Source organism: Corallococcus sp. CA053C (genome assembly GCF_003611675.1).
Taxonomy (GTDB): Bacteria; Myxococcota; Myxococcia; order Myxococcales; family Myxococcaceae; genus Corallococcus.
The window spans coordinates 1-24,070 of the sequence record NZ_RAWA01000110.1; the positions used below are offsets into that span (position 1 = coordinate 1).

General features: G+C 66.7%; 18 protein-coding genes and 1 pseudogene. 7 read left to right on the forward strand and 12 right to left on the reverse strand.

All coding sequences use genetic code 11. From position 1 onward, the window contains the following. The 3 genes from D7V97_RS16790 to modC form a co-directional block, all read left to right on the forward strand. Positions 1–358, forward strand: a 358-nt coding sequence (locus tag D7V97_RS16790; RefSeq protein WP_158623380.1) for a substrate-binding domain-containing protein, incomplete at its 5' end; no start/stop codon positions are given. Then, positions 358–1,035 (forward strand): molybdate ABC transporter permease subunit, encoded by a 678-nt coding sequence (modB, locus tag D7V97_RS16795; protein WP_120611657.1) that lies wholly within the window; start codon positions 358–360, stop codon positions 1,033–1,035. The genes D7V97_RS16790 and modB, both read left to right, overlap by 1 nt. A 49-nt stretch (positions 1,036–1,084) precedes the next feature. Continuing rightward, positions 1,085–2,152 carry a molybdenum ABC transporter ATP-binding protein gene (gene modC, locus D7V97_RS16800; protein ID WP_120611658.1) on the forward strand — a complete coding sequence of 356 codons (1,068 nt, stop codon included), beginning with the start codon at positions 1,085–1,087 and terminating at the stop codon, positions 2,150–2,152. 264 nt (positions 2,153–2,416) lie between these two features. Here modC and D7V97_RS16805 read toward each other — a convergent pair whose 3' ends face one another. Together D7V97_RS16805 and D7V97_RS16810 are read right to left on the reverse strand one after the other, a co-directional pair. Beyond that, the gene (locus D7V97_RS16805; protein ID WP_255424805.1) at positions 2,417–2,938 is read right to left on the reverse strand and encodes an IS5 family transposase; all 522 of its coding nucleotides are present in this window, start codon (positions 2,936–2,938) and stop codon (positions 2,417–2,419) included. A 36-nt stretch (positions 2,939–2,974) separates the two neighbouring features. Beyond that, entirely contained in the window at positions 2,975–3,214 is a 240-nt protein-coding gene (locus D7V97_RS16810; protein ID WP_120611660.1) for a transposase, read from the reverse strand. 157 nt (positions 3,215–3,371) lie between these two features. Between D7V97_RS16810 and D7V97_RS44135 the strand changes: the two genes are divergently transcribed. After that, a complete protein-coding gene (locus D7V97_RS44135; protein WP_147444835.1) occupies positions 3,372–4,295 on the forward strand; it encodes a hypothetical protein in 924 nt (307 codons plus the stop codon). 118 nt (positions 4,296–4,413) lie between these two features. Here the strand turns inward: D7V97_RS44135 and D7V97_RS16815 are convergent, their stop codons facing one another. Both D7V97_RS16815 and D7V97_RS16820 read right to left on the reverse strand, forming a co-directional pair. Beyond that, positions 4,414–4,800, reverse strand: a complete 387-nt coding sequence (locus D7V97_RS16815) for a transposase (protein WP_120611661.1) — start codon at positions 4,798–4,800, stop codon at positions 4,414–4,416. After that, positions 4,694–5,014: a transposase gene (locus D7V97_RS16820; protein ID WP_120611662.1), complete on the reverse strand. Its 321-nt coding sequence runs from the start codon at positions 5,012–5,014 to the stop codon at positions 4,694–4,696. Before D7V97_RS16820 ends, D7V97_RS16815 begins: the two co-directional genes overlap by 107 nt. Before the next feature lie 323 nt (positions 5,015–5,337). Here D7V97_RS16820 and D7V97_RS44140 point away from each other — a divergent pair, with 323 nt between their 5' ends. Beyond that, positions 5,338–6,063 carry a hypothetical protein gene (locus D7V97_RS44140; RefSeq protein ID WP_147444836.1) on the forward strand — a complete coding sequence of 242 codons (726 nt, stop codon included), beginning with the start codon at positions 5,338–5,340 and terminating at the stop codon, positions 6,061–6,063. A 158-nt stretch (positions 6,064–6,221) separates the two neighbouring features. On the opposite strand, the gene D7V97_RS16825 is transcribed toward D7V97_RS44140, so the two are convergent. After that, entirely contained in the window at positions 6,222–6,884 is a 663-nt protein-coding gene (locus D7V97_RS16825) for a pentapeptide repeat-containing protein (RefSeq protein ID WP_199728834.1), read from the reverse strand. 140 nt (positions 6,885–7,024) lie between these two features. After that, entirely contained in the window at positions 7,025–9,451 is a 2,427-nt protein-coding gene (locus D7V97_RS16830; protein WP_120611663.1) for an isoamylase, read from the reverse strand. 261 nt (positions 9,452–9,712) lie between these two features. On the opposite strand from D7V97_RS16830, the gene D7V97_RS16835 reads away from it, so the two are divergent. Continuing rightward, positions 9,713–10,600, forward strand: a complete 888-nt coding sequence (locus tag D7V97_RS16835; RefSeq protein WP_120611664.1) for a hypothetical protein — start codon at positions 9,713–9,715, stop codon at positions 10,598–10,600. 37 nt (positions 10,601–10,637) lie between these two features. Next, the gene (locus D7V97_RS16840) at positions 10,638–11,774 is read left to right on the forward strand and encodes a hypothetical protein (protein ID WP_120611665.1); all 1,137 of its coding nucleotides are present in this window, start codon (positions 10,638–10,640) and stop codon (positions 11,772–11,774) included. 25 nt (positions 11,775–11,799) lie between these two features. Here the strand turns inward: D7V97_RS16840 and D7V97_RS44660 are convergent, their stop codons facing one another. The 6 genes and pseudogenes from D7V97_RS44660 to D7V97_RS44665 all read right to left on the reverse strand — a co-directional run. Further along, on the reverse strand, positions 11,800–12,732 hold the full coding sequence (locus tag D7V97_RS44660; RefSeq protein ID WP_158623382.1) for a WD40 repeat domain-containing protein: 933 nt from the start codon (positions 12,730–12,732) through the stop codon (positions 11,800–11,802). Positions 12,733–12,744: 12 nt separating this feature from the next. Further along, positions 12,745–16,014 carry a hypothetical protein gene (locus tag D7V97_RS16850; RefSeq protein WP_120611666.1) on the reverse strand — a complete coding sequence of 1,090 codons (3,270 nt, stop codon included), beginning with the start codon at positions 16,012–16,014 and terminating at the stop codon, positions 12,745–12,747. Positions 16,015–16,143: 129 nt separating this feature from the next. After that, positions 16,144–16,506, reverse strand: coding sequence for a hypothetical protein (locus tag D7V97_RS16855; protein ID WP_120611667.1), 363 nt, complete (start codon positions 16,504–16,506; stop codon positions 16,144–16,146). 8 nt (positions 16,507–16,514) lie between these two features. Then, positions 16,515–19,802 (reverse strand): hypothetical protein, encoded by a 3,288-nt coding sequence (locus D7V97_RS16860; RefSeq protein ID WP_120611668.1) that lies wholly within the window; start codon positions 19,800–19,802, stop codon positions 16,515–16,517. 129 nt (positions 19,803–19,931) lie between these two features. Beyond that, complete coding sequence (locus D7V97_RS16865; RefSeq protein ID WP_120611669.1) at positions 19,932–21,995, reverse strand: ATP-binding protein; 2,064 nt, start codon at positions 21,993–21,995, stop codon at positions 19,932–19,934. A 10-nt stretch (positions 21,996–22,005) separates the two neighbouring features. Beyond that, positions 22,006–24,070, reverse strand: a pseudogene (locus D7V97_RS44665) (hypothetical protein); the annotation flags it as partial.

Consider the following 24,070-nt stretch of genomic DNA (forward strand, 5'->3'; position numbering starts at 1 on the left):
GGTGTACGCGACGGACGCGGCGCAATCGAAGAAGGTGCGCGTGGCGTTCACGGTGCCGGAGGGGGATGCGCCGCGCATCGTGTATCCGGCGGCGGCGCTGACGCGCGGCAAGTCGCCGGAGGGTGGGCTCGAGTTCGTGCGGTTTCTTCGGACGGACATGGCGCGGGAGGCGTTCCGGAAGGCCGGGTTCGTGGAGGTGGGGACGCCGAATGCGCCTGGAGCGACGCAGGATGCTGGAGTGGACACGGGCGCGGTGGGGGCTCAAGCGACGCCGGGCGGCGTGAAGGACCGGATGCCGGTGGATGCGGGGATGCCGCGCGCGAAGCCGGATGCAGGCATGGGACGGCCTTCGCCGTGATGGATGAGGGGCTGACCGGACTGGTCCTGTTCACGGTGGCGGTGGCGGCGCTGTCCACGGCGCTCATCCTGGTGCCGGGCGTGGCGGCGGCGTACGCATTGGCGCGGTGGAAGGGCCCGGGGCGGGGCCTGGTGGAGACGGTGCTGGCGCTGCCCCTGGTGTTGCCTCCGACGGCGGTGGGCCTGGTGCTGCTGGAGCTGCTGGCGCGGGACTCGGTGCTGGGACGGTTGCTGGACACGCTGGGCGTGGAGGTCGTGTTCACGCCGAAGGCCGTGGTGCTGGCGAGCGCCGTGATGTCGTTCCCGCTGCTGGTGCGCTCGGCGCGCACGGGCTTCGAGGAAGTGGATCCACGGCTGGTGGCGGTGGCGCGCACGCTGGGCGACACGCGCGTGCGGGCCTTCTTCCGGGTGACGTTGCCGCTCGCGTGGCGCGGCGTGCTCACGGGCGCGCTGCTCGCGTTCTCACGGGCGCTGGGGGAGTTCGGCGCCACGGTGTTGGTCGCCGGCAACATGCCGGGGTACACGCAGACGCTGTCGCTGGCCATCTTCCAGCGCACGCAGACAGGCCATGACGCGGAGGCATTGAAGCTCGCGGGCGTGGCGGTGGTGCTCGCGTTCGCGGTCATGTACGTGACGGAAGCGGTGACGCGGCGGCGCGGCGCCCGGGGGCTCGCGTGAGGGTTCATGCGCCCGGGTGGAGCACTCGCGTGGAAGGCGCACGGTCGTGATGGAGCTGTCGCTGCGTCTGCCATTGGCGCGCTTCACCCTGGAGGTCGAAGCGCGCTTCACGTCCGCGTCGGTGGCGGTGCTGGGGCGTTCGGGCTCCGGGAAGACGTCGCTGCTGGAGGTGCTCGCGGGGCTGCGGCGCGGCGCTCGCGGTCGCGTGGTGGTGGGCGGTCGCGTGCTGCTCGACAGCGCTGCCGGCGTGGACGTGCCGCCCGAGTCGCGCCGCATGGGCTACGTGCCCCAGGACGCGCTGCTCTTCCCGCACCTCACCGCCGGTCAGAACGTGCGCTTCGGTGTGCGCGCCGGACGACCCTCGCGCGTGGACGAAGCCGTGCACCTGCTGGAGTTGGAGCCATTGCTGCACCGCTACCCCGTCACGCTGTCGGGAGGCGAGAAGCAGCGGGTGGCCCTGGCGCGGGCGCTCGCCACGGACCCGGCGCTGCTGCTGCTGGATGAGCCGCTGGCCGCGCTGGACGTCGCGTTGAAGGAGCGCGTGTTGCCCTACCTGTTGCGCGTGCGAGACGAGGCCCACGTGCCCCTGCTGTACGTCACGCACCAGATGGGAGAGGCGCGGGTGCTCGCCCACGAGGCCCTGCTCCTGGACGGTGGGGCGGTGCGCGCGGTCGGATCCGCGGACACGGTGCTGGGCACGGCCGCGCGAGGCCTGCTCACCGGCGAACCCGAGGAGAACATCCTGGAGGGCACGCTGGAACACCCCGCGGCCGGAGGCACGAGGCTGCGTATCACGGAGGCACTGTCCCTCTGGGTCCCGGACGCGCCCGGCCTGCCCACGGGCACGCGCGCCGCCTACGCGGTTCCAGCCGAGGACATCCTCCTGTCCACGGGGCCGCTGACCGGCATCTCCGCGCGCAACGTGCTGGAAGGCACGGTGACGAAGCTGGAGGACGCCGGGGCAGGGGAGTGCGCGACCCACGTGGACGTGGCGGGCGTGCGCTGGGTGGTGCGGCTCACGCACTCCGCCGTGCGCGAATTGGACCTCGCACCGGGCCTGCGCGTGTACCTCGCGGTGAAGTCCGCCGCCTGCCGCCGGCTCGCGAGCCTCGGGTAATGGGCGACGCGGTCATCACGCTCTTTTTCGCACCGACACACCGTTAGACATCTTCTCATGGTAGCGCTTCACAGTAGCGCTTCACACGCATTCTAATGGAGTGGGCTAGAATGTTGCGGGCTCCTTCGGGATACAGTGTTTTGATGAGCTGTGCGCTGGGCTGAGCAAATCGCTCAGGAAGACTGTGAAAATCACAGGAGTGCGGCAGGACAAGGGCTTGCTTGTTCTTTCGGGAGGTCTGAATACGTCCTGACCTTACAGCTCCTAACAAATGTCAGGACAGAGGCGACGTAGGAGAATGACGCAGCAGCCGAGGACGAGAAAGCCGAAGTGGACGTCGTCCCTGCGCTCGTCGCGGACCCGAAGCCTGCGCAGCTGGTTCTTCCAGGCCAGCGTGCGCTCCACCACCCAGCGGTAGCGTCCCAGACGCTCCTTGGACTCAATGCCAGGGCGAGCGATGCGCGGAGCGATGCTGCGCAGCCGGAGCCCACGTCGGCTCTTCCTGGAGGCGTAGGCCTTGTCGCCATGAAGTCTCCCAGGCCGTCGTTTCCGCTGCCCCGAAGGCATCCTCACCGCGGGCACCGAGTCGACGAGGGGGAAGAGCTCGTGCGTGTCGTGCACGTTGGCGGCTGTCACCGACTCCGTGAGCGGCAGTCCATGGGCCTCTACGAGAAGATGATGCTTGCTACCCGCCTCCGCCTTATCCGTCGGGCTTGGGCCCGTGAGGCCCCCCCTTCTTGAAGGCCGCACGGACGAGAAGTCGATGGCGACGCGCGAGCAGCCCACCTTGCCGCGCAACCCCAGCTCATCCAGCAGCCGCTCCTAAAGCTTTCCCCATACTCCTGCGCGAGTCCAGTCCTTCAGCCTGCGCCAAGCCGTCATGCCGAACTGCTTGCGAGGCAGCATCTCCCACGGGATGTCGCGGCGAAGCCCGAAGACAATGGTCTCCAGCGCCGCCCGGTCATCCGTCCACGGACGGCCCAGCTTCTTCTTCGGCTGGGGTGGGAGGTAGCAGCGGCGCAACACGCGGCCAAAGGTGCTGGGAACCAGTTCTCGACTCATACTCCTCAAGCTGGAGATGGCCCTTGCTGCTGACCACTCCAGTCCGCACTTTCGGAGGGTGCTGTCAACCCTTCCGGCCCTTTATAATGTCATCCTGCCTTCCTCTACAGTCCCATACAGCCTATACTCTATTCCCAGCCGAGCATAAGGAGACTCCATGACGTCCCCCGACCTTTTACAACAGGTAAAAAAGGCAATTGCCTCCAGTGGATACCCATTGGAGCAGCGCGTTGCCCATGCACTCCAAAAACATGGCTGGCACACATTTCACTCAGTCACATACTATAATAACGCATTAAAATCAGAGCGCGAACTGGATATCCTGGCCTACAAACTAATCAATGAACGACGAATTGAACTCCGCATCTCGTGCAAGCGAAGTGCGAGTAAACCCTGGATTTTCTTTACCGAAGACGCCAGCAGATATTTCAAGCATGCCAGCACACTAAAGACGTTCCCCGTTTCGGACAGCCCGGAAAGATACAAAGCTCTTCTCGGTGCCCTGAAGGGTCTCTTGTTCTTCTCGCATGGCCGCAGTGCGATTAATTTTGCGGCTTTCGGAGGAAAAGACATGGCGGAGAACGCACGAACAATCGTTCGCGACGGTCTCATGTCGGCACTCTCCAGCATTTACGAAAGACTCCATCCTCATCGGCTTCTTGCAGATGAAAGAGGAGTGGTCGTCTTCTTGCTTACAGTCTTTGATGGCAACATGTTTGAGTCTTATTATGACCCTGCGATCGATGAGGATGCGGTCAAGCCAATTGACTATGCTCAATGGGATACGCGCCACGAAGTTGACATAGAGGGTCGGACAGTCCCAACGCCGAACGGCGGAACTGTCCCAATAGGCAGCGTGCTTTATTGGCTTGGGAATATCTTTCGCATTGAGGTGGTGCGATGGCCATTTTTTATGAATTACATAGGGCAACTTGAAAGCACTTTTGGAAAACTGAGTCCTGACGAGGTGAGATTGCTCGGAAAGCCCTGGTCTCCTGCCAATTTCCCTAAAACCGTCGGTCCAATGCCAACATTTACAGTTTCTAACAAATACCAGGACAGAGACGGCGTAGGAGAATGACGCAGCAGCCGGGGACGAGAGAGCCGGAGTGGACGTCGTCCCTGCGCTCGTCGCGGACTCGAAGTCGGCGCAGCTGGTTCTTCCAAGCCAAGGTGCGCTCCACCACCCAACGGTAGCGTCATAGCCGCTCCTTGGACTCGACGCCCGAGCGCGCGATGCGGGCGGCGATGCCTCGGAGGCGAAGCCCGCTCCGGTTCTTCCTGGACGCGTAGGCCTTGTCGCCGTGGAGTTTCGCGGGCCGGAAGCGGCGCTGCCCCGAAGGCAGCCGCACCGCAGGCACGGAGTCGACGAGGGGGAAGAGTTCGTGCGTGTCGTGCACGTTGGCCGCCGTCATCGACTCGGTGAGAGGCAGGCCGTGGGCCTCTACGAGAAGATGATGCTTGCTACCCGCCTTCGCTCTATCCGTCGGGCTTGGCCTGTAAGGGCCTCCTTTTTGACGCCCGCACGGACGAGGAGTCGATGGAGGCGCGGGAGAAGTCCACCTTGCCGCGCAGCCCCAACTCATCCAGCAGCCGCTCTTGGAGCTTTCCCCTCACGCCTGCGCGGGTCCACTCCTCCAGCCTGCGCCAGGCCGTCATGCCCGACAGGCCGAACTGCTTGCGAGGCAGCATCTCCCAAGGAATGCTGCTTCGAAGCACGAAGACGATGGCCTCGAGCGCCGCCCTGTCGTCCGCACGAGGACGGCCCAGCTTCTTCTTCGGCCTGGGCGGAGGCAGCAGCCGGCGCCATGCGCTGCCAGAAGGCGTCGGGAACGAGTTCGCGAACCATGCTCCTCACGCTGGAGACGGCCCTTGCTCCTGGCCAGTCCAGTCCGCACTTTCGTTAGGCGCTGTTAGCTTCCGCGATTATGGCATGCCAATTTTGAGCGCCAATGCGAGTGTGTTCGTCCGCCTTGACAGTGACTTTTTTCTGCTCGTTAATTCAAGAAGATCCTTTTGCCTCAGGAAAATCTGGGGCCGGCATGTTTTTTTAGTGGCCCAAAGGCTTGCTGAGTTGGATCGGGTAGCTGAGATGTTTCTAGATGCTTCGCCAGGAGTCCAGAATGTCAATCACTGGTGTTTCAGATCGTATCGTAATCGAGACGTCGGTTGATGTCGATGTGATGTACTATTGGATGGCGATGAGGGCGCTCAAGAGAGCTAAGCGCGTTCGGAAGACTATCGATTCTGTGGAGTCTGAGTGGAGACTGGCCGAGGCTCGGGAGGAGGCTGTGTTGAGAAGATACGGAGGCGATGAGGCCGCTGCTTATGATGAGCTTGAGGCAGATGCGATCCACATGGTGGATGGTCTTCATCCGGAGCTGGAGTCTAAGTATGGTCATTATGCAGAGTGTATTTCTTTGATCTATGTTTTTGGTGCCACTGCTCTTGAGGCGCACATCAATTCGAGGGCAATGGAGTTGAGTAGGAGTTGGTTTGATTCGTTTGATAAACTGCCTTTGGATGGCAAGTGGCTGTTTTTCCCAAAGGTGAAAGGGCTTAAAGGGTTCGAGCCTGGCGAAGAGACCTATGGGAGGTTTTTAAAGCTCATTGCGATGAGAAATAGGCTTGTGCATTTCAAGGTGAATACTACGGAGCTGTGGAAGGCTGGAAGGGTACCATCATTTGTGATGGCCAAGGATTTCTCGGTTGATTCCGCCGAGAAGGCTTTGGGGGCTGCTAGATCAATGATCTGTATGCTCGCTGGACAAATGTCGGAAAAGAACCCTGATTGGGTGGACACTCGTCCCTCTAGTTACTTTGGGTTTCGTCATGTCTCTGTGAAATAATCGGCATCCCAGTGCGCGTCCGTTATACATACGGGCTGGCTTTTGGCTGAATGGTATCTTTAGTTCATGGTAGGCGAGTAGGCATCAGAGAGCATTGTTGGGCTTGTTGCACCTGTTGATGTGAAAGGCTGCCGAATCGCGCGTGACGGGTGGCGAGATCAGCGCTTCTTCTTCGCGCCGCCGCGCGCCGCCGGCTTCGCGTGGTAGCCGTCCACGAGCATCCCCAGGGAATGCGCCAGCGACATCGCCGTCTCCTGCGGGACGCGGGTGTCCTTCAACTTGTTGCGCGCCGGATCCAACAGGAGGCCCGTCGTCCCGGTGAAGTCGGTCCGCGTGAGGGTGCAGCCGCGGAAGTTGCTGCCCGTGAGGTCCGTGCCGGTGAAGTCCGCGTCCGTCAGGTCCATGTCGAAGAAGTTCGCCTCCTTCGCCACGCAGCGCACGAAGGCCGTCTGCCGCAGGCCCAGCCCCACGAACGAACAGTAGGGCAGGCCGCACTCCTCGAACGCCACCTCCGGGTTCGCCGCCACGCCCGTCCAATCAATGCCCATCAACTTCGAGCCCTCGAAGCGCACGTCCCTGAGGCGGATGGAATTGAAGTTCGCGCGCGTGAGGTTGCAGCCCTTGAAGACGCAGACCTCCAGCTGGCTGTCCTTCCAGCGCCCCTCCTGGAACTGGCAGTCCTGGAAGGTGCACCGGTAGAACTCCTTGCCGCTCAGGTCGAGGCCCTGGAGGTCCAGGTCCGCGAACGTCTCGTTCTCGAACGAGTCCTCTTGCTGGAGCCGCCGCAGCAGGGCGGCGGACCTCTCTTCTTCCGGGGTCACGGGCGCACGGTCCTTCCTCGCGGGGATGCCAGAATCCGCCGGGCCTTATACCGGGGGCTCGCTTCCGCCGCAGCCAGGATGACGCCCCACCGCGAGGACCCGGACCCGTGCGGGCGCACCGGGTCCCCGCGAGTGCAAAGCTACTTCGCTACGAGCACCAGCACGCCCCGGCCGCACAGGCCATAGACCGAGTTCTCGGCGCCGACGTCGTCCGCGACGCCCGGGTTGAGCAGCACCTGGTTGGCGCCCCGGCTCTCAATCCACGAGCAGGTGTCCGTCACGCGGTACCACTTCCTGTTCGTGCCCGGCCACGGCAGCGTGAAGTTCACGTTGGCGGACCAGCCGTTGTAGGCGACGTAGATGGCGCCCACCGTGTCACTGAACTCGGTGCCGTCGATGCGGTACGCGAGCGCGTGGTTCGCCGCGTCGTCGAAGTACGCCGCGTTGGGCACGGCGCCGTCGGGCTTGAACCAGCGGTGCTGCTCCATCACGTTCCCGTTGGTGTCCGACGCGCTGTAGAAGTTGGCCGGACGCAGCGCCGGGTGCGCCTTGCGGAACGCGATGAGGTTCTGGGCGAACAGGCGGAAGTTGGACTGGTCCGCGCTCCACGCGTAGTCCAGCCAGTTCTTGTTCGAGTCCAGGTTGTACGCGTTGTTGTTGCAGCCCTGCGAGCGCAGGAACTCGTCACCGCCGGTGAGCATGGGCACGCCCGCGCTCAGCATCATGAACGCCAGCCCGTTGCGCGCCGCCTGCCGCTGCAACGTCGCGCTGCCGCCCTGGTCCCAGCTGTGGTTGCTGTCCTCGCCGCCGTCGGACGGGCCCAGGGGCCACGCCTGGTTGTTGTTCTTGCTGTTGCACGAGTACAGGTCCTTCAGGGTGAAGCCGTCGTGGGCCACCATGAAGTTCACCGACGCGGCCGGCTTGCGGGTGTCATCCCCATACAGGTCCGACGAGCCCGTGAAGCGCGTGGCCAGCTGCCCCGGCGTCACCGCCTCCGCGCCCATCTGGTTCTGGTCCTTGCGGAAGGTGTCGCGGAAGATGCCGTTCCACTCCTTCCACTTCGCCGGGAAGTTGCCCACCTGGTAGGAGTTGCCGCCAATGGCCCACGGCTCCGCGACGAAGTCCGTGCCCGCGCCGCCCGCGTCCGGACGCGGATCCAACAGGGTGACGATTTTATTGAGCGCCGTGCCCGCGTTGTCGCGGTCGTAGTTGTAGCCGCCGTGCTCCACGGTGTTGCCCAGCACCGACGCCAGGTCGAAGCGGAAGCCGTCCACGCCCAGCGTGTCCTTCCAGTACGACAGCGAATGGAGGATGACGTTCTGGGCCGTGGGGTTGAACGTGTTGAAGTTGCCACCCACGCCGGTGTTGTCCCAGTTGAACTGCTTGTCCGCCGTGAGGCTGTAGTACGTGGGGTTGTCCAGGCCCCGGTACGTCATGACGTTGTACGTGCTGGAGTCGCCGTTGATCCACCCGCCGCCTTCGCCGGTGTGGTTGTAGACGACGTCCACCATCACCTTGATGCCCGCGTCGTGGAAGGCCTTCACCATCGCCTTGAACTCACGCGTGGGGCCGCCCGCGCTCTTGTCGCAGGCGTAGCGGCGGTCCGGCGCGAAGTAGCTGAGGTTCATGTAACCCCAGTAGTTGTCGCCCGTGGTGGTGGTGGGCGCGAAGTCGTTGTTGTCGTTGTCCGTCTCGTGCAGCGGCAGGAACTCCACCGCGGTGACGCCCAGGGCCGCGAGCTGCGCGGCCTTCTGGCCCGCCGTCTTGTAGGTGCCCAGACAGGCGGCATCCAGCCCGGAGCCGGTGTCCTGCTTCGTCAGGCCGCGCAGGTGCACTTCATAGACGACGTCGTCCTTGAAGGCGCGCGTGGGCTTGGTGCCGGTGGCGACGGTCTCCGGTGGCAGCACGACGCCCTTGGGCGCGAACGGGCCGCTGTCCTTGTAGCGGTGCAGGGGCCCGGAGGCGAACACCGTGGCGTCCTGGTTGCTGGGGTTCACCGGGTCGTGGCTCAGCTCCAGCGCGTACGGATCCCACAGCACCTTGTTCGGGTTGAAGCGGTTGCCCTGGCTGTCCACGTCGAAGAGGAAGCCCGCCGAGGTGTTCGTCTTCGACCAGGTGGAGTCGTAGGGCCAGTTCGGGCCCCACGCGCGGTAGCCGTAGTAGACGGTCCCGGTGAGGTTGTAGGTGGAGCCCTTCAGCGTGGCGACGGAGACGGACTTGGACCAGATGTTGGTGGCCGTGTCCTTGGTCATCACGTACTTCACGGTCTCCTGCGCGCCCTGGGGCGTCTTGTAGATCCACACCTCGATGCGCGTGGCGCGCGAGGAGTAGACGCGGAAGTCGATGTTGGCCTGCGTGGCGTCGTACTTCGCGCCCAGCGTCCAGGTGAGCAGCTCCTGCGACTGCTGCGCCGGCTCCACGGCGGCGGGGGCGTCCGGGGCGGGAGCTGCGTCAGGCGTGTCCGTGGCGGCGCAGGAGACCAGCGCCGAGGCAAGGCCCGCGACGGCGAGGTGATGCCACCGCGAGAGCCAGGGGCTCCGGCGGTGACGACGGGGAGGGGTCATCATGGATGTGGCTCCAGACGCGGCAAGCGGGGTTCACGAACGCTGCAAGCCCACCGGGCCCGCGACTGCCCGGGGCCATCCGGTTCAGCACCGCCGCGCAGGTGAAGTCAACCGACGGCCTCCGGACGGATGTTTCCCGTGTGTCAACCGGTGACACACGCCGTGGCCCGGTGCGTCAGGGTGAGCGCACTTCGACGGCTTGTCCGGTTCTTCGGGGTGCGATAGCGCAGCGGGTCCGTTCAGTCCCTGCCCCGAGGATTCTCCTTGTCCCGTCTCCATGGCGTCCCGCTGTTCGCCGCACTCGCGCTGCTCCCGTTCCTCGATGGATGTTCGGAGTCCGAGTGCACCCGGGACCGCGACTGCGCATCCCGGGGGCCGGACATCGTCTGTGTCGAGGAGCGCTGCGTCCAGGCTCCTGGGACGGATGCGGGTGCGCCGGACGCGGGTGTGGCGGACGCGGGCGCCGAGGACGCGGGACAGACCGACGCAGGCCCGGACGGGGGCCCGACGGACGCGGGCGGAGGACAGCCCGTGCCGGGGGCCACGTTGCGCATCACGGAGATCAACCCGTCACCCCAGCAGGATCTCATCGAGCTGGTGGCCGTCACCGGCGGGACGCTGAAGGGCCTCTCGCTCCGCGAGCTGACCAACTCCGGTTTCAGCTTCACCTTCCCCTCCGGCGTGCTCGTGAAGGCGGGGGACGTGCTGGTGCTCCACGTCGGAGGCGACTGCACCGACGCGCCCGGGGGGCCGGCCACCTGTGGCCAGACAGCGCCCTTCAGCGCGCAGGCCTGGGACTTCAGCATGCCGGGCGAGCTGAGCTATTCGGGCAAGGTCTTCGAGCTCCTCGCGGCGGATGGCACGCCTGTGGATGGCGTTCCCTTCGTCAAGGCGTCCGGTGTGATGCCCGCCGAAACGGTCGCCGCCGTCCAGCAGCTGCAGGCGGATCGCGTCTGGAATCCGGCCCCCTGCATCCATGATCCGCAGTCGGCGTTCGCCAAGGACCTGTACTGCCGCAACATCGCGGTGAACTGGTCCGACCTGGGCGCGGACTCCAGCGTCATGCGGATTGGCGGCACCACCCCGCTGGCAGTGCCTGGAATGGCGGCGCAGTGGAGTGGTCCCTTGCCCTCGCGCTGGGGCACCTACTGAAGCGTGGAACCCCCTCGTTGAAAGCTTGAGAGGCGAAATGCCCTACACCAGCGCCCAGTGCATCGGATACCAGGTCAATACCTTCCCCGCCGTGGCGATGGGGACGACCTACGGCAAGAAGTACCTCGGCGGCACGAAGGCACAGCCCGACATCCGGGGGCGGTGCCACATCATGCGGGAGGCCATCAAGGCGGCCTTCGCGGATCCGGCCGTGAGGAAGTCCTCGTCCATCCTGAAGATCTTCATGGCGCCCGAGTTCTACTTCCACGACATCAACGGGGCCTATCCCATCGAGGAGGTGTCGCTGATCATGGAGACGCTCCGCGTCTTCACTCGACAGGATCAGTTCAAGGACTGGCTCTTCGTCTTCGGGACAGCGATTGCCTACCTGGACACCGGCTCCGACAAGGAGGTCTTCAACATCGCCATGGTCCAGCGCGGGGGCACGGACGAGGTGGGCCCCGAGTCCAGCCTGATTGTCTACAAGGAGTTCATCTCCCACGTGGACTTCATCCGGAACCCCGTCTACGAGACCACGAAGCACTGCTTCAACTGCGGAGCGCCGAACCACGTCTTCACCGAGGGGTTCGAAGGCTGGAAGCGCACCACGTTCCGCAGTGCCCTGGTGGGGAAGCCCACCGACGCGATGAGCATCCTGCGTCCGACGGAGGGGTCACGGGACACGCTGACCCGGCGCGAAGAGGCCGTGGGGCCGGGGCGGGAGCAGACGAAGACGGGCCTGGGGGGCCAGGGCGCGTTCACCATGGCGGGCATCCACTTCGGGCTGGAGGTCTGCCTGGACCATGCACGCTCCCGGCTGCGCTCCTCCCCGCCCAAGGCGGGCGAGTTCTACCCGCAGATCCACCTCATTCCTTCGGGCGGGATGAGCATCATGGAGCCCAGCATCGCCTGCCAGCAGTGGGGGATTGTCTTCAACGTGGATGCCACCCATACGGCGCTGACGCGCAACACGAGCTACTACCGCACGCCCGTCGCCGAGCATCACGTGGGCATGCTTCCCGGGCCCGTGACGGTCGGCAGCTACCCTCCGGCGAAGGCCATCGCGCTCAACCTGGCGGGCACGGCCCCCAAGTGGAACAGCTATTTCAACGACCAGGGCATCATCCACATCTTCCAGGCGTTGAAGATCCCCAAGGCGGAGGCGCACAAGTAATGACAGGCGCACTGCGCGGCGGGGGTTACAAGATCCGGCTGGTGCCGAGCGCCTCCATTTCGGCCCACTCCTGAAGGTAGACGTCTCCCTCGTCCCCGGCGGAGACCACGCGGGCGCCGTCCTCCGAGACCGCGACGTCCCAGACGCGCCCCTCGTGGACCTTCTCCGCGTACCGGCAGGCGCCGGTCTCCAGGTCGATGCTGGTGACGTACCCGGCCCGGCTCCCCAGCACGATGACGGGGAGCCGGGGATGGAACGCGTGGCAGGTGTACGCGGTCCGCTCCGGGCCCAGCTCCTCCGGAGCCGCGTGGCTGGCGGTGGCGAGCGCCCAGGCCGCGGAGCCTCCGGTGCCGACGAGCGAGAGGTACTGGCCCGAGGCGTCGAGCGCCAGCAGCTGCGTTCCGCGCGCTGACCACGGCTCGAGGACCTTCACCAGGCTTCGCGAGTCCACGTCGAGCAGCGCGACCTGGGCCCCCTCCCAGCCGGTCACCGCCAGCTTCGTGCCGTCCGGACTGAGCGCCACGGCCTCTGCCTTGAGGCTCGCGTGGGACTCACTCACGTTCCACAGGCTCCGACCGTCGGTGGTGTCGAGCACCTCCACCTGCGCGCCGAGCACGACCGCGCGAGGCGCATGCCGCGCCACCGAGGCGCCGCGCGTTCCTGGACGCAGGGGCTGCACCTTGCCGCCCGACGCCCGGTCGAGCAGCACGGTGTTCCTCTGGGCGTCTGTCACCACCAGCCGGTCGTCCTCCGAGGTGAAGCGCGCGAAGGTGGCGTCCGCGTTGAGCCGCGCGCCCCAGTGTTCGAGGACGTGCAGGTCGTCCCAGGCCCGCAGCTCCAACCGCTCGGGGGTGTTCACGGCGTGCCTCGCGATGAGCACCGTCTGGCCGTCCCGGGACAGGTCCACGGCTCGGGTCGCGTACACCTCGCTGCCCTGCTGCACCACACGTCGTCCCACGGGAGACCTCCGTCAGAAGGGGATGGGCTGGCCGGCTTCGTTGAGGAAGATGAAGGGCTGGCCGTCGATGGTCGCCGCGTTCTTGCGTCCGCCCTCGGCATAGCTGCTGGTGAAGTCCGGTCCCACCTCGTGAGGCTGGAACGGCACGCCTCCCTTGGACCGGTTCGGGCCCAGCAGCATCGCCTGCGGTGGGTGCGGCGGCTTGCTCACCGCGTCGTTGCGGGACTGGTCGTTGGAGTTGTAGCCCTCGGCGGTCCAGTGGACCCCCAGCGGTGGATCGTGATCCGCGTCGTACAGGCTGTGGGTGACGGACGCGAGGCTGAAGGTCGGTGACAGCACGAACGTGTCCGGAATCTTCCCTTCCACCTTGAGCCGTCGCCAATCGGCCTGGGCCTGGGCGGGGTTGGTGGTGAGCTTGAGGAGCACCGTGCGGACCTCGCTCTGGACCTTGCTCGCGAACTTCGTGCGGATGTCCTTGCTGACCTTCGTCCAACCGCTGCCCCGGTCGTAGAGCTGCTTTCGGATCTGGTATCCCGGCGGCAGCTTCCTCCGGGCTGGCTTGAACATCCGGTGCAGCGCATGGATGTCATACTTCTCCAGGCCCTTGAGCGACTGGACGATCTGCGCCATGCGGACGCCCGCGAAGCCCTCGTAGTCGAGGGTCCCGGTGCCGCCGCGCGGGTCCTTGCCCTCGGCGATGGTCCAGTCCTGGTGCATGCTGTCGAGCCCATCCCCAGCGCGCTTCAGCTCGCCGAGGATCTTCCGCTTCTGGGAGTCCTGGCGACCGCTGTTCGCCACCTCCGTGGTGGCATTGGTGAGCTGGCCGCGGAGCAGACCTTCGCCCGCGCTGGCCATGTAGATGTCGACCTTCTTCCCGTCGAACTTCGCCGTGAGCGTGTGGCCCTCCGGGCCCATGGCGAAGCCCTTCTTGACCACGCCGTGGGCGGGCGCGCCGTCCTTCCCCGCCCCAGTGCCACCGCCGCGTCCAAAGAGCTTCTTGACCCAGGCCCACGCCTTCTTGAGCCAGCCGAGCACTGCGGCGCGGACCTTGGCCTGCACCTTGGTGATGAACTCGCGGATCTTCGCGGAGATGCCACCCAGGCCGATGAGCCGCGCGAGGAAGCCGATGACGATGGGGATGAGGCTCGCGAGTGCGTTCTCAATCCACGTCGCCGCGCCACCGATGGCGCCCGTCGCAATCGCATGCAGCGAATTCACGATGGCTTCGATGAGGGCGAGGATGCGCGAGGCGTTCTCGATGACCCACATCACCACGTTGTAGATGGCGAGGACGGCCTGGACGAAGGCGCCGGCCGGGTTGAACATCGAGACGACCTTCGTCACCGCCTGCTTCACGATGGTGGTGATGAGCCAGTCCTGGATGGCGTCGATGACCATCGCCTTCAGGTTGGAGAGGTCCTCCTTCAGCTTCTCCCAGAGGGCCTGCGGCCCGCCCTTGATGGTGACGGAGATGTACTCGACGAGCTTCTCGACGAGGGCGACGTTGCGCTCGCCGACGAGCTTCACGGCTTCGCCGCGCATCCACGCGTAGGTGAGGCCCAGGACGTCCAGCACCAGCTTGAGGATGGACCAGACGTTGAGGTCGGCAGGCACCTGGATGCCGGCCGAGGCGAGCGAGCCGAAGAGCCACTCCATGAAGCCGCGCTTCAGGTGCGTCCAGATGTTGCTGACGAACTGGTTGAAGCCCTGCTTGATGGCCGCCAGCAGGTTGCCCAGGAACCCAATCGGGTCCTTCAGGATGAGCATGATGGTGTCCGCGCCCTTGCGCAGTACCGCCATCAGCTTGTCCTTGAACTCGGAGAGGATCTTGATGATCTCCCCAATGGCATCCACGAGGCCCTTGAGGGCGCCCTTGTTCTCGTCCTCGAGCTTCTTGAGGGTGGCGTCGGCCTTGTCGTGCGCTTCCTTGTATTTCTGGGCGAGTTTCTGGGCGAGGTCGTTCTTCTTCGAATCGATGCCGCTGCGCAGTTCGTCGAAGCGACTGGCGACTTCCTGCTGCGCTTGCTTCCCGACGGCCTGGAGGTCTCGCGGGAGGCTCTCCACATACGTCTTGATGGCGGCCTGGCCCTTGTCGACTTCGGCCTTCGCGTCCGCGAGCCGGTTGTCCACCGTCGCGGAGATGCGCACGGCCAACGCATCCATCTTGGTGGCGAAGCGTCCGCGGGCCGCGCGGAGGATGACCTTGATGCCTTCGGGCACGTCGCGGAAGAGGTCGGCGAGCCAGCGCGCGCCGCCGGTGATGCCAGAGTAGCGGTCGTCCTTGAAGCGGTCGATTTCGCGGTTGGCGTAGGACTTCATGTCCGCCAGGGCGGCTTCGGCCCCGACGTCGAAGAGGCGCATGACGTCGGCTTCGAGCGTGGAGAGCTTCGTCTCCACCTTCACCTTCGTCTGCTGGTACAGCCGTTCAATCGTATCGGTGACTTCCTTGCGGCGCGCTTCGTCCTTCGCCTTCGCCAGCATCTGGCGCGTCTTCACCTTCGAGCCGCTGGAGGTCTTCACTCCGGCCATCTGGTTGAGGCCCGTCTTGCCAACCCCCGTGGCTTGAGCGGCGGCCTGACCCAGCGTGGCCTTCTCACTGGAGATGTACTTGCCGGGTGCTGCCGTAGCGACCTTCTCCACGTTCGACTTCGCGGAGAGGACGGCGGAGAAGCGCGGGTCGTTCGCCTTCTGCAACTGTGTTGGCGTGAGGTCCGCGTCCTTCATCTGCTGATCCGAATCCTTCTTGGGATTCTGGAGCGCCTGCACTTCGCCCGCTGGCTTCGGCGCGGGCATCGCCTCCGCGGCGTTGACCGGCGGCGGTGGTGCGGCCGGGTCCTCCGGCATGGGAGCGGCGGAACGCCCGGGCACACTGCTCGGGTCTGGAGCCGCGGCGGTGGCCTGTTCGGTGGGGCCCGCGGCGGTGTCCTTCTGGTCCTTCACGCCCCCGGAGACGGCGCCCTTCACCTGCTCCGTCTCACTGCCCTTCATGAACTTGTCCGCGTCGTCCAGGTTCTTGGGCATCACCTTTTCGATTTCGGCGCGCAGCAGCGCGAGGAAACCGTTGGGCTCGGCCTTGGGCGCTTCGGCGGACTTCATCGCGTCGACCTGATTGGCCTTCGCCCCGGCGTTCCTTTCGTTGGGGGGCGAGACGGCGGCGGCCTGGGCCTCGGCGGCCTTCTTCGACGCGGGCGGGTGCTTCCTCGTCTTCTGCGCGCTCTTCTCCAACTGCTCGATGACCTTGCGGAACCTCGGGTCCTTCTCCGCGTCACCGCCCACCTTCACCGCGGCGCCTCCCGGCGCTTCCGCGGAGGTGGCACCGCCCGCCGCGCGCGCTGGGGCCGCCGCGGCTCTTGCGGGGCCTCCTCGGGCGGCGGCTCTGGCGGCGACGGCCATGGGGGCTGGGCTCAGGTCTCAGACAAGCTCGTCGTAGTTCACCGCTGTATCGAGTGAGCTCAGCGCATACATTTCCAGCAGGAATTCGCGGGCCTGCCCGTCGTCCCGGATGAGGCGGTTGGCGCTCTGTTCCACGAGTTCCTTCAGCGTCCCGGGAGGAAAGGTCGCACGCGTGACGATGCGGAACGCGTTGGCGGCGTTCCAGTGCTCCCTCCAGTCGGGCCCCACCGCCAGGAGCGCGTTGTCCGAAGCGACGATGTTGTCTGGCTCGTCCCGGTAGAAGCGCTCCAGGAAGTCCCTGACGCGAACCAGGGCCGCGCTACGGGCCTCCTCCGTGGGCTCGATGAACTCGTCTTCGCCTTCAGTGCGTCCGGTGCTCATGGGTGGGCTCACTCGGGATAGGCGGTTTCGACCACGTAGAGTCGCTTGTCACTGTCAGAGAGGACGATGATAACCGCCACCCCACGGAGCGTCCCTGTCTCGATGACCGTCATGTCGGGCATGAGCTTGTAGCCAATCCCGATGCCGTGGCTGAAGGCATGCCGGAGCGGAGTGGGGAGCTTCGTGCCCGGTGGCTTTGCCTTCCCGTCCTCGTCCTGGAAGTGCTTGTCGATCGTCTCCTTGCCCGCCTCCAGCGCCGCCCGGATGGACTCCTCCATGAGGGAGGTCTTGTAGAACCGGGTCGAGGTCCGCGTCGGCATGGGAGTGGCTCCCCACTTCTCCAGAGAGCCGACGACACCCTCGGCGTCGTTCTCGCGGATCAGCCGGTACTTCCGGATGTTCTCGTTGGATTCACGGATCTTGTCGTACTGCGTGTTCATGTCCTTGATCCGCTTCTCGTTCTTCTTCGCGTCCGCCGTGGCGGGCAGCGCCTCAAGCTCCGTGAGACGGGTTCTCGCCAGCGTGATGCTGTCTTGCGCCAGCTTGATGCGCGCGTCACGCATCTGTCGGAACTGGACCAGCTGCCGCTGGAAGCGATCCTTGAGGGTCGCTGACGGGACATCCGGGCCGTGGTTCGTGATGAGGTGAACCGTGATGGGCGGGGCGCCCGCCTTGATGTTCGGGACCTTTGTCCCTTCGGCAGCGGCGAACCCGCCGGGCGCCAGGGAGAAGGAGCCCTTGCTGCTGAGTTGCTCCGAAGGGCCGCGCTCCTTGGGGTTGATCTCGGCTTCGACGTGGTACTTGTTCTCGCCTTCCTGGGCCAGCGTGATGGTCGTGAGTCTGTATTTGGCCTTGATGGAGTTCAGTTTGGCGGTGACGCCCTTGGCCGAGGCGCCCTTCTTCTTCATCAGGGCATCTGCCTCCTGGACTGCTGCCCTGAGGTCCGCCTGCTTCTGCTCCATCGTCCGGGTGTCCTTCGCGCCGCCCTGGCCTCCCTTGCCGAAGAGTTTCTTGACCCACTCGAAGGCCTTCTTGAGCCAACCGAGGACGGCGGCACGCACCTTCGCCTGCACCTTGGTGATGAACTCGCGGATCTTCGCGGAGATGCCACCCAGGCCGATGAGTCGCGCGAGGAAGCTGATGACGATGGGGATGAGGCTCGCGAGTGCGTTCTCGATCCACTTCGCCGCGCCGCCGATGGCGCCCGTCGCAATCGCATGCAGCGAGTTCACGATGGCTTCGATGAGGGCGAGGATGCGCGAGGCGTTCTCGATGACCCACATCACCACGTTGTAGATGGCGAGGACGGCCTGGACGAAGGCGCCGGCCGGGTTGAACATCGAGACGACCTTCGTCACCGCCTGCTTCACGATGGTGGTGATGAGCCAGTCCTGGATGGCATCGATGACCATCGCCTTCAGGTTGGAGAGGTCCTCCTTCAGTTTCTCCCAGAGGGCCTGCGGCCCGCCCTTGATGGTGACGCTGATGTATTCGACGAGCTTCTCGACCAGGGCGACGTTGCGCTCGCCCACCAGCTTCACGGCCTCGCCGCGCATCCAGTCGTAGGTGAGGCCGAGCACGTCGAGGACGAGCTTGAGGATGGACCAGACGTTGAGATCGCTCGGCACCTGGATGCCGGCCTCGGCCAGGGAGCCGAAGAGCCACTGCATGAAGCCGCGCTTCAGGTGCGTCCAGATGTTCCCGACGAACTGGTTGAAGCCCTGCTTGATGGCGGCGAGCAGGTTGCCGAGGAACCCGATCGGGTCCTTCAGGATGAGCATGATGGTGTCCGCGCCCTTGCGCAGCACCGCCATCAGCTTGTCCTTGAACTCGGAGAGGATCTTGATGATCTCCCCAATGGCATCCACGAGGCCCTTGAGGGCGCCCTTGTTCTCGTCCTCGAGCTTCTTGAGGGCGGCGTCGGCCTTGTCGTGCGCCTCCTTGTATTTCTGGGCGAGCTTCTGGGCGAGGTCGTTCTTCTTCGCGTCGATGCCGCTGCGCAGTTCGTCGAAGCGACTGGCGACTTCCTTCTGCGCGTCCTTGCCAACGGCCTGGAGGTCTCGCGGGAGGCTCTCCACATACGTCTTGATGGCGGCCTGGCCCTTGTCGACTTCGGCCTTCGCATCCGCGAGCCGGTTGTCCACCGTCGCGGAGATGCGCACCGCGAGGGCATCCATCTTCGTGGCGAAGCGTCCGCGGGCCGCGCGGAGGATGACCTTGATGCCTTCGGGGACGTCGCGGAAGAGGTCGGCGAGCCAGCGCGCGCCGCCGGTGATGCCGGAGTAGCGGTCGTCCTTGAAGCGGTCGATTTCGCGGTTGGCGTAGGACTTCATGTCCGCCAGGGCCGCCTCGGCCCCGACGTCGAAGAGGCGCATGACGTCGGCTTCGAGGGTGGAGAGCTTCGTCTCCACCTTCACCTTGGTCTGCTGGTACAGCCTTTCAATCGTGTCGGTGACTTCCTTGCGGCGGGCTTCGTCCTTCGCCTTCGCCAACATCTGGCGCGTCTTCACCTTCGAGCCGCTGGAGGTCTTCACTCCGGCCATCTGGTTGAGGCCCGTCTTGCCAACCCCCGTGGCTTGAGCGGCGGCCTGACCCAGCGTGGCCTTCTCACTGGAGATGTACTTGCCGGGTGCGGCCGTAGCGACCTTCTCCACGTTCGACTTCGCGGAGAGGACGGCGGAGAAGCGCGGGTCGTTCGCCTTCTGCAACTGCGTCGGCGTGAGGTCCGCGTCCTTCATCTGCTGATCCGAATCCTTCTTGGGATTCTGGAGCGCCTGCACTTCGCCCGCTGGCTTCGGCGCGGGCATTGCCTCCGCGGCGTTGACGGGCGGCGGTGGTGCGGCCGGGTCTTCCGGCATGGGAGCGGCGGAACGCCCGGGCACACTGCTCGGGTCTGGAGCCGCGGCGGTGGCCTGTTCGGTGGGGCCAGCCGCCGTGTCCTTCTGGTCCTTCACGCCTCCGGAGACGGCGCCCTTCACCTGCTCCGTCTCACTGCCCTTCATGAACTTGTCCGCGTCGTCCAGGTTCTTGGGCATCACCTTTTCGATTTCGGCGCGCAGCAGCGCGAGGAAACCGTTGGGCTCGGCCTTGGGCGCTTCGGCGGACTTCATCGCGTCGACCTGATTGGCCTTCGCCCCGGCATTCCTTTCGTTGGGGGGCGAGACGGCGGCGGCCTGGGCCTCGGCGGCCTTTTTCGACGCGGGCGGGTGCTTCCTCGTCTTCTGGGCGCTCTTCTCCAACTGCTCGATGACCTTGCGGAACCTCGGGTCCTTCTCCGCGTCACCGCCCACCTTCACCGCGGCGCCTCCTGGCGCTTCCGCGGAGGTGGCACCGCCCGCCGCACGCGCCGGGGCCGCCGCGGCTCTGGCGGGGCCTCCTCGGGCTGCGGCTCTGGCGGCGACGGCCATGGCGGCGTTCCCTCCGGTTCAGCCTCGCAGGGACACGGCGCCCTGACGGCGCAGCGGACAGACATCCCCGGCCTTGCGGTACTCGCGCACCACTCCGGCCTCCAGGTGCGCGCTCGCCATGGGCTCCCCGTCCTCCATGGCCAGCAGTGAGGCGTGCAGCACGGCGTTGCGGATCTGCCCTCCGCTCAGGTTGCAGCGCATGGCCACCTCTCGCAGCAGGCCCGTTTCCACCGCGTGCGCGGCGGGCAGGTGCATCTGCCAGATGGCCCAACGCTCGGAGGCGTCCGGTGCTCGGAAGTCCACCACCACGTCCATGCGCCTCTGGAACGCCGAGTCGATGGACTCGGCCGCGTTGGTGGTGACGAGCAGGATGCCTTCGAAGGACTCGATGCGCTGGAGCAGGTAGTTCGTCTCCAGGTTCGCGTAGCGGTCCGTGGACGAGCTCACGCCCGTGCGCTTCGCGAAGAGCGAGTCGCCCTCGTCGAACAGCAACACCACGTCCAGCTCCTCCGCGAGCGCGAAGATGCGCGCGAGGTTCTTCTCCGTCTCACCGATGTACTTGTTCACCACCGACGACAGCTCCACCCGGTACACGTCCAACTGGAGCACCGACGCGATGAGCCTCGCGGCCAGCGTCTTGCCCGTGCCGCTGGGGCCCTGGAAGAGGGCTCGCACGCCGGGGGTGAGCTGCCGCGCCAGCGTGCCTCCCACGACGCTGCCCAGTCGCTCCCGGCCCCGACAGCGGGCCTCCAGGTGGCGCAGCTCGCGCATCGTCTCTCCGCCCACCGCGAGCTGGGTCCAGTCCACCGTGGAGGTCAGCCTCACGGCGAGCGTGTCCAATGCCTGCCGGTTGAGGGCGCGTCCCGCTTCGCGCACGTCCTCGGGCTCCACCGCCGTGCGTCCGGCGAGCGCGGCGTGCGCCTGGGCCAGCTTCGCCGCGCGTCGGATGTTGCCGCGCGTGTAGCGGAAGCGACCGCTGATCTCCTTCAGGGCCGGACAGGGCCTCCCGGCCAGTGCCCGCTCCCAGTGCAGCGCCCGCTCCTGCGGTCCCGGCATGTCCACCGCGAGCGTGAGGGCGCGATCCACTCCCTCTCCACTGACGCCACCCAGCCGGCCGAGCACCGCTCCGAAGGGCCCATCCAGGCCTGGCAGCCTCGGGACCTCGGCGGCCTCTCCGGGCGCGGGGTCCAACACCGCCACGGGCAGCGCGTGCAGCAGCGTGGCCAGCGCTCCCACCATTCGCCAGCGCTCGTCGTCGGCCTTTTCCGGGCCCTCCACTTCCAGCACGCCCCGGCCCAGGGCCTTGGCCACGGCGCGCAGCAGGGTGCGCCGGCCGTTGTGCCGGGGGCCTCGCACCACCACGGCCTTCGCCTCTCCCGTGGAGAGCAGCGCGGGCAGCCTCTCCATGGCCTCGTGCAGTGTTTCGGGAACGAGCAGCGGCTCGTCGCGCTCCAGCGTGGCCAGCGCGTGGTGCTTCATCCACGGGGTCAATGTCTCCGGGGCCTCGCCGCGCAGCGCGTCCCAGACGGGGCCGGGGACGTGGAGCGCCCACTCGGAGCGGGGCGTGTCGCGGTTGATGATCTCCACCAGCCCCAGCTCCATCAGGCGGCGCAGGAAGGTGCGCACCTCGCCCCGGTCGTCCTCTTCGCGCCAGCAGGCATTGAGGAGCCCCAGCGTGGGCCGGTGCACCGTGGGCGTGCCCTGGAGCGCGGCGAAGAGCGCTCCGAAGCGCGCGTCCTCCTCCACCATGCCCACGGCGAGCAGCAACGCGAGGGCGTCAACGCCGAGGCTCGCGGCCTCCCGCAGCGCGCGCAGGGGCAGGTGGCCTTCCACGTCGGCCTCCCACGCGGCGAGGGCTTCGGGCCAGCGGCCGGGTCCTTCCTCCTCCTCCAGTGAGCCCACGCCCAGCCCGGTCAGCTCCTCGCGGTACGCGGTGAGGAAGGGGAAGCGCGTGAGCATCGCGTCCTCGCCTCCGAAGGTGCGCGCGGCCTGGGCCAGCACGCGCGTGGCGGCGGCGAAGAAGTGGAGCTTGAAGTGCTCCAGGGCATCGGGCGGCGTGGCGGCGGTCGGGGTGTCGGACATGGCGCCTGGCTCATTCAAAGTGGAAGGTGAGGTGACGTCCGGCGGAGGGAATCCACCCGATGTCCCGGTCCAGCCCCGCCACGCGCACCTCCAGCGGGAGCTGCGCCAGCGCGAGCACCACGTCCACGTGCGTCTCCGTCAGGTGCAGCCGCGCGTCGTGCACGAGCAACGTGCGCTCCAGTGCCTCCGCGTCGTCCGGGGCCACGCCCAGCGCACGCGACAGCCGGGCGCGGACGTACGGGCTGAGCCAACCCAGCCACCGCTCCAGCGGCGTCGCTTCGGAGGCCGTGGGCGCGGGCACGTCACCGGGCTCCAGCGTGAAGGTGTGCCCGGTGGTGAAGGGAGCCAGCTCACGCCGCACGAGCGCTTCGGTGGAATCGGCCGACTCGGGCGCGAGGATGTCGAGCACGAGGAAGCCCGCGGGGTGCCGCACGCGCAGCCGCCCGTCGGTGAGGCTCCACGTCCATGCAGGTGACGCCTGCGTGCGGAAGGCTCGCAGCCAGATCTCAGGCACGCGCCATTCGTCGGGTGGCTCGAAGGCATGACCCGGAGCCTCGCCCGGCCTGCGACCGGAGAGCAGGGCCAGCACCTTCCACACCGGATCCGAAGGCCGCGCTTCCCCGAGCAGTCGCTGCCCCAGCAGCGCGACGAAGTCCCACACGGGCAGCGGGAGAGACGGGAACGCGGGCTGCGAGAAGTCTCCGTAGAGCTCCAGGAAGAGGCCCACGTTGACCAGGTAGAAGAGGCCGCCCAGTCCCGTCGAGATGGGCAGGCCCCACCCACGTCCCGGCGCGGGCGCGAACCGCGGCTCGCTGGACGCCATCAGCCCCGGAGGTGGTGGCGGCACAGGAGGCGCGGACGTGGGCTCCGGCGCGGGCATCACGACGGAAGGCGTCGCGGAGGCTTCCGTGTGGACCGGCCACACCGGGGCTTCAATGGGCGCCGCGAATGGAGGCTGCGCGAGCGGAGACGTCAGCGCGGGCGTGGAGGCATCCGCGGTCACTCCAGGCGGTGCAGGCTCCAGCATCGGAGCCTCCGAGGCCCGCACGGGAGAAGGCAGGGCAGCCGGCTCCATCTGATCAGGGACGACCGGCTGCTCCGCCCGCGCACCCGCTGCACGCGGGGCCAACACCTGGACCTCCTCTGCACCTGACTCCGGACCGGCCTCCAGTGTCACCTTCACGGAGCGCACGGACTCGTGAGTCCTCTCCGCAAGGGCAACCCGTGCTTCCTCGCGTCGCCACGCGACCACGGCCGGAATGAACGCCGCGTGCCTCGCCTCCAACGGCGCACGTCGAAGCATCAGCGCCACGCCCAGCAGCGTCCGGTGCTCCTTCCCCAGTCCCGACGCTCGCGCTTCCGGAACCCAGGACTCCCACGGCGCGAGCGGCACGGTGCCACTTGCAGCGACACGCTCCTCCTTCACGGCCCGCGGCTGTGACTCCAGCACCACTTCATCCCGCGCCGCTTCCTCCTCCAGTGCCCCGAGCGCGGACGCCAACGCCGGCAACCCCTGCGTGACGCAGACCCGGGCGAGCAGCGTGCGTGCCTCGTCCCCGGTGAACAGCGACAGCACCGGCCGGGCCTCGCTCCTCCGCGCCACGGCCTCCAGCGCGGCGGGGACGTACTCGGGCCGGCGCAGCCACTCGGCCACCACGCGGAGCGCGAGGTCCGCGCTGGGAAAGAGCCCCTTCCACCACCAGTGCACGGCGGCCGTCCCCCGCCACACGTCACTGGCCAGACAGGCCAGCAGCTCGGAGGGATCCAGGAACAGCACGGCCTCGGCGCCCGGTGGCACCGGGCCCTGCGCGGGCCGCGCCGCTCGGGCGAGCTGCGCGCCCAGCGCGGCACGGAACGCCTCATCCCACGCGGGCGGTGGGACGGGCGTGAACTGCCGCACCGGCAGCACCCCCGGCTTCGGATCCACGAGCCGGCGGATGCACACGGTGGCCGAGGGCGGCAGACCGACGGGCGAGAGGTGGGCGCCGCTCAGCAGGCTCTCCAGCCGCAGCTTCGCGGAGAGCGGATCCAGGTCCGTCCCCCGCAGCCGCAGCCGCCCGATGACCGTCCGGCCC